Below are 8,697 nucleotides of genomic sequence, written 5' to 3'. Positions count from 1 at the left end.
TGGATAGCGGCCTCGGAGAAGGTATCTGGGTGACCACGCTTGCCCGTCCAAGCTGCGTGCCAAGCCATCCTTGGGTCGAACCAGATCGAGAGAGATCCGCGGTGGCGCAGGGCGGCGTTATAGTCGGACCAGTTCGTCGTGCGATAGCGAGGGGAAGGGGGCTTTGCCATGGCCCGAAGCTAACAGTCAGGATTCACGACGTGAATCCGCCTCACCGATAAGTGCATCAAGGCCCTTCGCAGGCGCCGCCTCGATCGAGCGCAAGCATGAGCGCCGGCAATTCGCGAGTGCCTCGCCATCGTATCAGCTTCAGACAGAAGGATCGGTGCCATCCCGTCGCGACGGCTCGAACGACCTTCTCATGCTCGAACTCCGGGTTCCAGATCAGGGAACCGTAGGCGAAGACAGTCAGGGTGTCGGGCGCGCCTTTCGAAAGCAACGCATCCGCGATCGCCTCGAAGTCGGCCTGCGAATGCTCGACCGAGCCCGGTTCGGGGCCCGGATCCGGTTCCGTTCGCTCGACTAGCCGTACAAGGTCTTCCGTGAGCTCGTAAACCAATTCGGTTTGCTCCAGATGGACCGTGCCCGCCTTCGGCGCTGCATGTTCGACGATCGTCCGGCGACGGGGTGACGTTGTCTGCGCCAGCAACGACAACGCGTCTGGAAAGCGACCTCGGGGCATGGCGGATCCGAAGTGTCCCGCGATGACCTCCGACCGCCGGATCGCCCCTGGGCTCGTCATGCGGCGGCGTGCCTGCGGCCGCGGTTGGGCGCGCGGGTCCGGAACCGCCGCGACGGACGACGCGACGCCCAGATCAGACCTTCCCCGCCATTCGCCTTGGTCCCCTGCCGCTCGCGGGAGCGGCCCGTGGGGCGAGCGCGGGACTGGGCAGCACAGGCCAAGCCACCGTCGACGGTCGGACGGCGGCACAGGGCCCGACCGAGTGACCGCGGTCGCATGTCTGCACAGCCCGGGAGACGATCGGGCAAGACATCCGGGGGCCCTGAGACCAAGATGGCGTCGGCCGGCGCCGAGGTGCGCCGGCCGCTGTGCCGAAGATGGTGGTCAGATCCCCGAAAGGGACCGTGACCACCGGCTCGCCGAGGGCACGCCTCACATCTTCGGCAGCAGCACCGTGTCGATCACGTGGATGACGCCGTTCGACTGCTTGACGTCGGCGATGGTCACGGTGGCCATCTGGCCCTTGCCGTCCTCGATCATCAGCTTGTCGCCCTTCATCGAGGCCGTGAACTCGCAACCGCCGACGGTCTTGATGACGTGCTTGCCGCCATCGTCCTTGATCATCTTGCCGATGTCGGCGGCCATCGCATCGGCCGCGACCACGTGACAGGTCAGGATCTTGACGAGCTGGTCCTTGTTCTCGGGCTTCAGAAGCGTCTCGACAGTGCCTGCAGGCAGCTTCTCGAACGCGGCGTTCGTGGGCGCGAAGACGGTGAACGGGCCCTTGCCCGACAGCGTGTCGACCAGGCCCGCGGCCTTCACCGCAGCGACCAGGGTCGTGTGGTCGGCGGAATTGACCGCGTTTTCGACGATGGTCTTGTTTTCATACATCGGCGCGCCGCCGACCATCGGGTTCTGCGCCAGCGCGGGCAGGGCGGCCATCGAAAGGCTGGTCATCGACAGGGCGACGGCGATCACGAATTTAGCTTTGGTCATCTTGCATCCTCCAAGCCGCGGCTCCTTCCGCGGTCGGGGTGGATACGGAACGCTCCGCGGCCGCGTTGCAGGGCGATGCGAAAAAAAATCAGAGCTCGGTGATTTCTGCCGTGGCCAGCACCGGGCCGGTCGGCAGGCCGGTCGGCGAGCCGCCCGTGGGCTCGAGGCTGACGGCGAGCACGTCGCCGGGCTCGAGCCGCGCGCTGACCACCGTCTCGGGCGCAGTCAAGAGGCCCAGAGAGCGCGGCTGGCCCGCCCGGATGATCCAGAGCTGATAATCGCGCGCGCTCGGGGCGGGGGCGGCGCTGCGGAAGATGAGGTTGTCACCTTGGGTCAGGACCGCGACGCTGAGGTCCGCCGCCGTCAGATCGGCGATTGGGCGCAGGGGGGCGGCGGGCCAGAGCAGCACCGCCGCCAGGGTCGCGGCCGCCACCGCGCCGGAAAGCCAACCGAGGATCCGCTTCCCGCGCCGCACTGGCTGCGGCCGTCCGAAGAGGCGGTTCTCGATGCGGCCCAGCAGGGCAGCGGGCGGCTCGACCGCCGCGAATTCCGCGTCGAGCCCCGACAGTCGCCGCTGCCAGCCCTCGACCTCGGCCGCGAAGGCCCTGTCCTGCCGAATCCGCGCCTCGGCCCGCGCACGCTCCGCGGCCGGGGCCACGCCCAGCACATAGTCCGCGGCAAGCAGGCGATCGTCCTCGGTCACGGCTCCATGCACTCCCTCAGGGCCTTCAGGCCGCGGTGCAGCCAGCTGCGCAGCGTGTTCAGGGGCACACCGAGCGCGCGCGAGATGCCTTCGTAGCTTTCGCCGTCCAGATAGGCGCTGCGGATCGCCTGCGCCCGCTGCGGGTCGAGTTGGCCGAGGCAGTCGACGATCCGTCGTGCCTCGCCCCGGCGCAGGGCCAGCGTCTCGGGCGAGGGGCCGGCGTCGGGCACGGCGGCCATCGCCGCCTCGTCGCGCGCCACGGGGTCGCGGCGCGCCCGCAGGCGGTCGAGGCAATGGTTGCGCGCGATCACGACCGCCCAGGTCATCGCGGACCCGCGCGCGGGATCGAAACGGCTGGCCCTGGTCCAAAGGCGGGTCATGATTTCCTGCAGCGCATCCTCGGCTTCGGTTCTGTCCCTGAGCATACGAATGCAGATGCCGAAAAGTTTCGGGGCGGCCTCGGCATAAAGGACCCGCAACGCCGCGCGGTCGCCCCGCGCCATGCGCGCGAATGTCTCCGCCAGCGGATCGTGATCCATGCCTTCCCCCGTCACAGCCCTAAGAACGCGCCGCCCAGGGCCGATCTGTCAAGCGAAACGCCGGGGCGCGCGCATTGATCCGACCGGGGGTCGCGGGTCGTAGGAGGAACAAAGGGGAATAATCCGATGCGACACGCACTCAATCTGGCCGGGCGGGTCCTGATCGCGCTGCTCTTCCTTGGTGGCGCGGTGCAGAAGCTGGCCGATCCTGCGCCGGTTGCGGCGATGGTCCGGTCTGTGGGGCTTCCAGGGGCGAGCGTGCCCTGGATCGCGGGGTTCGATCTGCTGGCGGCGATGGCACTGGTCATCGGTCCGGGCGTGACCGTCTGGGCGCTGGTCATGGCCGCCTATTGCATCGGGACCAGCTGGTTTCACTGGCAACTCCGCGCCGATCCCTGGCAGGTGACGATCGTCGTCAAGAACTGGGCCATCGCGGGCGGGCTCCTGGTGCTGGCCGCGCAGGGGCCGGGGCGATGGGCCCTGCGGACCAGGCGGCGGCAAAGCGCCGCCCGGTAGACTGAGTGTGCCGACTGAGAACGTTGACCCCGGACCCGGCCTCACCTGTGGGGGCGGGCGATGGATGTCGCCGCGCCCGGGGCCTCGCGGGTCACATCGCGGGCAGGACGCTGAAGTCGATCAGATCACCGTCGATGCCTTCGATGGTTGCCGCTTCGGTTGCCGCGCCGGTCGCCAGATCCACTGCGTAAAGCGTGTTAGAGGCGATCAGCCAGGCGGAATTGGTGCCATCGGCCGTGGTCTGGATGTCGAAGGCGGGCGTGGTGTCGCCCAGTTCGATCCCCAGTTTGCCGATCGCCTTCAGCGTGCCGTCATTCGGCGAGACCTGCTGGATCAGGGCGCCAATGGTGGTGTCGATGTCGTACATCGCGGTTTTCTCGGGCTTGCCGTAGGAGTTGATGTAGGCGGCGGCGGCGATCGCCGGCGTCTCGCCCGCATGCATGTCGGCGGCCTCGTAGGCGAGGCTGCCGTCCACGGTGACCTCGCCGGTGTCGACGTTCACGCGGTGGTTGGTGGTTCCGGTCATCAGTCGCAGCCGGTCGGCCATCGGATTGAAATCGACCACCACCGGCGCGTCGCTCATCGGCAGGGGCGTGTTCATCTTCGACAACTCGGTCGCGCCCCCCGTGGCGGGATCGATGGTGACGATGGTGCCCGCGGCGGTGACGCCGACCAGCGTCTTGTTCGACGGGCGCAGGTCGATGCCCACGAGGTCCTCGGCCCCGGTCACCTGGATCATCTTCACTTCCGCGGGCGCGTCGCTGTCGAAGGAGACGAGCATTCCGGAATCGAGCAACCCGATGATCGGCGCGGCGGCGGCGACGCCGGTCGAAAGAGCAATCGCGGTGCCGGCGAGAAGGGTGCGGTGAAGAAGCGTCATGGTCGGTCCTTTCAGCTGCGAAGGGCGACCTCCCGCCGCCCTTTCCGCCGCCAATGACCCGCGGGGTCGGCGGATGGATGCAGCGGTGAGGAAAAATTTTCTGAGGCCACGGCTGCATCCGAACCACGCCCACGCGTGTCATCGTTGCATCGGGATCCGGGAGAGCATGATGTGGACGCTGGATTGCGGGGGGCAGGTCGTGGAAGGGTGGTCCCGAAGCAGACCGCCGCCGAGAGAGGTTCGAGGCATGACGCAAGCCGCCGCGCCGCGCGCGCGATGCGAGATCAGCGAGGCGATCCAGGGCTGCGCCCGCGGAGAGCAGGCCGCCCTGCGCCGGATTGTCGATCTGGAAGGCGGACGGCTGATGGGCATCGCGCAGCGGATGCTGCACCGCCGGGATCTGGCCGAAGAGGCTGTGCAGGACGCGCTGGTGCTCGTCTGGCGCCGCGCGGTGCAGTTCCGTGCCGGCGAAAGCTCGGGCCGTGGCTGGCTGTTCGCGATCCTGCGCAACCGCTGCCTCAACATCCTGCGCGACGGGGCGCGGCTGTCGATCCTCGACGACGCGGCGCTGGCGGCGCTGCAGGACGGGCGACGGGGTGCGGCGGTGGCCAGCATCGACGCGCTCGGCGACCGCGTGGCGCTGAAGGACTGCCTTGCGACATTGGAGCCGCGCGCCCGACAGGCGATCCTGCTGGCCTATGTCGGCGGCTTCAGTCATGGCGAGATCTCGGCCTTGCAGGCGGTGCCGCTCGGCACCTGCAAATCGTGGATCAACCGCGGGCTCGCGCTGTTGCGGAGGTGCCTGTCATGACCGCAGATCGCGACGCCCGCGCTGACGACTTCGTGCTCGGCCTGCTGGACCCGGCCGAGGCCGAGGCACTGGAGCGTGCCCTCGAGCTTGATCCCGCATGGGCCGCGGCGGTGGAGCGCGCACGCCTCCGCTTCCTTCCCCTCGACCTGACCGCGCCGGACGTGGCGCTGCGCCAGGGCTTCTGGGCCGATCTCGCGCGCCGGATCGAGGAGGCGTCGCAAGAGGCCGAAGGGATCCCGCAGACTCCGGTTGCGGCGAATGTTACCCGGCCGCCTTCGGCCTGGCGGCGCGCCTTCGGCCTGCCCTTGGGGCTGGCCGCCGCGATAGGCCTTTTGGGTGGCGTGCTCATCGGCCAGCGGTTGATGCCGCCGGATCCGCTGGTGATCGCCGTCCTCCTTGACGAGGTCGGCACCCCCCGCGCGATCGTCGAGGATTATGGCCGCGAAACGGCCCGCATCCGCTTCGTGAGTGATGTCACGGTTCCGGCGGGCCGGCAGATGCAGGTCTGGACGCTGCCATCACCGCAGGTGGGACCGGTGTCGATCGGGCTGCTCGAAGGGCCGGAGGGTACAAGCCTCGCGCCCCCGCAGCTCGCGCCGCCGAAGGACGGCCAGCTTTACGAGATCACGCTGGAGCCAGCCGGCGGGTCCCCCACCGGTCGTCCGACCGGCCCGATCCTCGCGAAAGGTCTCGCGGCAGCGCAGATCGATCTGTAGGCCCCACAAGGGGCTCTGTTGCAGAAGTCCTCGAGGGGTCTATCTCTTAAAACCAGCCGGCTCGCTGTGCGGCATGAGCAGACCGACAGCCCCGAGCTTCAAGACCAGGAACTGGCCAGCTTATCGAGACAACTCGGCGCCATCGGTCGGAGTTCGAAACCCTGTCCAGCTCATCGATGAGGCGGGTTCAGGTCATGGAACCTGAACGTTAGCTTCTGGCCATGCCGGAGCCTTCCCCTTCCCGCTATCGCACGACGAACTGGCCCGATTATAATGCGGCTCTGCGCAACCGCGGATCTCTCTCCATCTGCCTCGATTCTACGATGGGCCGGCATGCAGAGAAGACCGGCAAGCGCGGCCATCCAGGGACCTTCTCTGACTGCGGAGGAGCAGAAAACAGTCCGGGGGGACTGTTTTCCCGACGGAGGCGATTCATACCTGCCTGACGCTGAAGGCATTGTTCGGCCTGCCGCTCCGGTGAACGGTTGAGCCGGTCGCCAGCCTGATCGAGATGGCGGGATTAGACTGGCCGGTTGAGGATTATTCCACGCTCTGTCGACACCAAGCGCGGCTTGCGTTGCCGATCCACTATCGCCGCACGGACGGCCCCCGTGACGTTGCTTGTCGATAGCACCTGCACCAAGTTCCGCGGCGACGGCGAATGGTAGGTGCGCAAGCATGGCGCGTCGTGCCGTAGGCGAAGGTGCAAAGTCCCTATCGGTATGGACGCCCGGACCGGCGACCTCGGGGCCGTCGCATCACTTCCAGCCTGCAGGGCGAAAGCCCGCTGTTTCCAGCCCGTCTGGCGCAGACCTTCGGGGATGATGAGATCGGTTCGGTCATGGGCGACGGTGCCTATGACACCTGACGGTGCCATGGCGCGAGCGTCGACCGGAGAGCCGAAGCGTTCGGGCACGGCCCCTGATCGGTTGCGGGCATGCCTTCGCTCCGGATCCGCAAGAGCGGTCGCGCATGGAAGGAGGATTGCCCGGCGGCCCGCGCCCGAAACGCCACCTTGAACGAGACGCGACGCCTGAATCGAGCCAAGCGTAAGGGTTCGATTGGCCACTCCGTGCGAAGTCGGGTCGAGGCGCGGATGAGTTGCCTCAAGGCCTTCGGCGAGTGCATCGCCTCCCGCCGAGAAGGGCATGACACACTTGGGGAACGCCGCCGGTCAGCGGCGTTCCCTATTTTCTCGCCTCGCGACCCCGTGCTGCTCAGGCCACGAGCGCTCCGTGCGGGTCGAGCACGTATTTGCGCGCCACACCCTGATCGAAGCTTTCGTATCCCTCGACCGCCCGGTCGAGCGAAATGACGGTCGCGTTCACAATATCGGCGATGGGCAGGCGGTCGTGCAGGATCGCCTGCATCAGCTGGCGGTTGTACTGCAGGACCGGCGTCTGGCCGGTGTGGAAGCTCTGCGCCTTCGCCCAGCCGAGCCCGAAACGCATCGACAGGCTGCCCTGCTTCGCGGCCGCATCGACCGCGCCCGGATCCTCGGTCACGTAGAGGCCCGGAATGCCGATCGAGCCGGCCGCGCGGGTGATCTCCATCATCTGGTTCAGCACGATCGCGGGCTGCTCACCGCCGGAATGCCCGCGCGCCTCGAAGCCGACCGCGTCGATGGCGGCATCGACCTCGGGCGAACCGGTGATCTGGGCGATCATGTCCCCCAGCCGGTCGCTTGCCGACAGGTCCACGGGCTCGAAGCCGACCTTGGCCGCATGCGCGAGGCGCTCCTTGTTGAAATCCCCGACCATGACCACGGCCGCGCCCAGGATCCGCGCCGAGGCGGCCGCTGCGAGGCCCACCGGCCCGGCCCCGGCCACATAGACTATCGAGCCCACACCGACGCCGGCCTTGACCGCACCATGGAAGCTCGTGGGCAGGATGTCCGACAGCATGGTCAGATCCCGGATCTTCGACATGGCGCGGTCGCGATCGGGGAATTTCAGCAGGTTGAAGTCCGCATAGGGCACGGTGACATAGCGTGCCTGTCCGCCGATCCAGCCGCCCATGTCGACATAGCCGTAGGCGCCGCCCGCGCGGGAGGGGTTCACCGTCAGGCAGACGCCGGTATCGCCCTCGCGGCAGCAGCGGCAGCGGCCGCAGGCGACGTTGAACGGGACCGAGACGATGTCGCCGATCTCCAACATCTCGACATCGACACCCTTCTCGATCACCTCGCCGGTGATCTCGTGGCCGAGGATGAGGCCCGGCGGCGCTGTCGTGCGGCCGCGCACCATGTGCTGATCCGAGCCGCAGATGTTTGTCGAGATCACCCGCAGGATCACGCCGTGCTCGATCCGACGGCCGTCCGGGGATTCCAGCTTGGCATCCGGGATGTTCTGGACCTCGACCTTCCCGGGTCCGATGTAGACGACACCTCTGTTGCTGCTCATGATCGCACCTCCTCCTCCAAGTTTGGCGTGGCGGGCGGCCTCCTCGCCACCGCGCCCTCAATGCCCCTCCGCGCAGCGGCGGGGTTCACATGCCATGCTGGCACGACGCGCAGAGGTTTCCGGACCGCGCGCGACAGTTTCGCGTGCGCTTGCGACGGGGACCCCGGCGCGCGCCTGCACGGATGACAAAACCCGCGTCGTGAAGGGCATGGAGCGGGCCCATGGCCAGGTGCAAAAGCGGCGGGAGGGGGCGCCATAGCGTGCCGTGTCCACTTTCACCCGCATTCTGGGCCATACGAATGTACGAACGTTCGGTTATTTGTGTTTTCGATAGCACGTAACGGGATGACAGGCGTTGATGATGTAACCGCCCCCGACGGCATCGACGTGCCAAGGTGGGATCGCAACAATCCATTTGGGGAGGCGGTCATGTTGGAGATTACCACTGTGGG

At 67.6% G+C, this 8,697-nt stretch carries 10 protein-coding genes and 1 pseudogene; 4 read left to right on the top strand and 7 right to left on the bottom strand.

The window, feature by feature from the left end; all coding sequences use genetic code 11:
• The 5 genes from V8J36_RS22595 to V8J36_RS22575 form a co-directional block, all read right to left on the bottom strand.
• Nucleotides 1-170, bottom strand: a 170-nt coding sequence (locus V8J36_RS22595; protein WP_336469576.1) for a transposase, incomplete at its 3' end; no start/stop codon positions are given.
• Nucleotides 171-226: 56 nt separating this feature from the next.
• Nucleotides 227-682, bottom strand: a complete 456-nt coding sequence (locus tag V8J36_RS22590) for a gamma-glutamylcyclotransferase (RefSeq protein ID WP_336469575.1) — start codon at nucleotides 680-682, stop codon at nucleotides 227-229.
• A 432-nt stretch (nucleotides 683-1,114) separates the two neighbouring features.
• A complete protein-coding gene (locus V8J36_RS22585; protein WP_336469574.1) occupies nucleotides 1,115-1,678 on the bottom strand; it encodes a fasciclin domain-containing protein in 564 nt (187 codons plus the stop codon).
• Nucleotides 1,679-1,766: 88 nt separating this feature from the next.
• Nucleotides 1,767-2,381 (bottom strand): anti-sigma factor, encoded by a 615-nt coding sequence (locus tag V8J36_RS22580; RefSeq protein ID WP_336469573.1) that lies wholly within the window; start codon nucleotides 2,379-2,381, stop codon nucleotides 1,767-1,769.
• A complete protein-coding gene (locus tag V8J36_RS22575; protein ID WP_336469572.1) occupies nucleotides 2,378-2,920 on the bottom strand; it encodes a sigma-70 family RNA polymerase sigma factor in 543 nt (180 codons plus the stop codon). Before V8J36_RS22575 ends, V8J36_RS22580 begins: the two co-directional genes overlap by 4 nt.
• Before the next feature lie 126 nt (nucleotides 2,921-3,046).
• Between V8J36_RS22575 and V8J36_RS22570 the strand changes: the two genes are divergently transcribed.
• Complete coding sequence (locus tag V8J36_RS22570; protein ID WP_336469571.1) at nucleotides 3,047-3,436, top strand: DoxX family protein; 390 nt, start codon at nucleotides 3,047-3,049, stop codon at nucleotides 3,434-3,436.
• A gap of 91 nt (nucleotides 3,437-3,527) precedes the next feature.
• Here V8J36_RS22570 and V8J36_RS22565 read toward each other — a convergent pair whose 3' ends face one another.
• Nucleotides 3,528-4,316, bottom strand: a complete 789-nt coding sequence (locus V8J36_RS22565; RefSeq protein WP_336469570.1) for a DUF4394 domain-containing protein — start codon at nucleotides 4,314-4,316, stop codon at nucleotides 3,528-3,530.
• A gap of 247 nt (nucleotides 4,317-4,563) precedes the next feature.
• On the opposite strand from V8J36_RS22565, the gene V8J36_RS22560 reads away from it, so the two are divergent.
• From V8J36_RS22560 to V8J36_RS22550, 3 genes and pseudogenes are all read left to right on the top strand, one after another.
• Nucleotides 4,564-5,127, top strand: coding sequence for a sigma-70 family RNA polymerase sigma factor (locus V8J36_RS22560; RefSeq protein WP_336469569.1), 564 nt, complete (start codon nucleotides 4,564-4,566; stop codon nucleotides 5,125-5,127).
• A complete protein-coding gene (locus tag V8J36_RS22555) occupies nucleotides 5,124-5,843 on the top strand; it encodes an anti-sigma factor (protein WP_336469568.1) in 720 nt (239 codons plus the stop codon). The genes V8J36_RS22560 and V8J36_RS22555 overlap by 4 nt, the downstream gene beginning before the upstream one ends.
• 221 nt (nucleotides 5,844-6,064) lie before the next feature.
• Nucleotides 6,065-7,041, top strand: a pseudogene (locus V8J36_RS22550) (IS5 family transposase); the annotation flags it as partial.
• A gap of 19 nt (nucleotides 7,042-7,060) precedes the next feature.
• Here V8J36_RS22550 and fdhA read toward each other — a convergent pair.
• Nucleotides 7,061-8,245, bottom strand: a complete 1,185-nt coding sequence (fdhA, locus tag V8J36_RS22545) for a formaldehyde dehydrogenase, glutathione-independent (protein WP_336469567.1) — start codon at nucleotides 8,243-8,245, stop codon at nucleotides 7,061-7,063.
• Between the last annotated feature and the right edge of the window lie 452 nt (nucleotides 8,246-8,697).

This window comes from Frigidibacter sp. MR17.14, from assembly GCF_037095735.1.
Taxonomy (GTDB): Bacteria; Pseudomonadota; Alphaproteobacteria; order Rhodobacterales; family Rhodobacteraceae; genus Frigidibacter.
The sequence above is the reverse complement of the archived record's forward strand: the minus strand, read 5'-3'. Positions and strand labels throughout refer to the sequence as shown.

Bases quoted from the DNA above. Each gene is read 5' to 3' on its own strand.
- V8J36_RS22555 (WP_336469568.1), top strand. From the start codon at position 5,124: ATGACCGCAGATCGCGACGCCCGCGCTGACGACTTCGTGCTCGGCCTG.
- V8J36_RS22560 (WP_336469569.1), top strand. From the start codon at position 4,564: ATGACGCAAGCCGCCGCGCCGCGCGCGCGATGCGAGATCAGCGAGGCG.
- V8J36_RS22570 (WP_336469571.1), top strand. From the start codon at position 3,047: ATGCGACACGCACTCAATCTGGCCGGGCGGGTCCTGATCGCGCTGCTC.
- fdhA (WP_336469567.1), bottom strand. From the start codon at position 8,245: ATGAGCAGCAACAGAGGTGTCGTCTACATCGGACCCGGGAAGGTCGAG.
- V8J36_RS22585 (WP_336469574.1), bottom strand. From the start codon at position 1,678: ATGACCAAAGCTAAATTCGTGATCGCCGTCGCCCTGTCGATGACCAGC.
- V8J36_RS22575 (WP_336469572.1), bottom strand. From the start codon at position 2,920: ATGGATCACGATCCGCTGGCGGAGACATTCGCGCGCATGGCGCGGGGC.
- V8J36_RS22565 (WP_336469570.1), bottom strand. From the start codon at position 4,316: ATGACGCTTCTTCACCGCACCCTTCTCGCCGGCACCGCGATTGCTCTT.
- V8J36_RS22590 (WP_336469575.1), bottom strand. From the start codon at position 682: ATGCCCCGAGGTCGCTTTCCAGACGCGTTGTCGTTGCTGGCGCAGACA.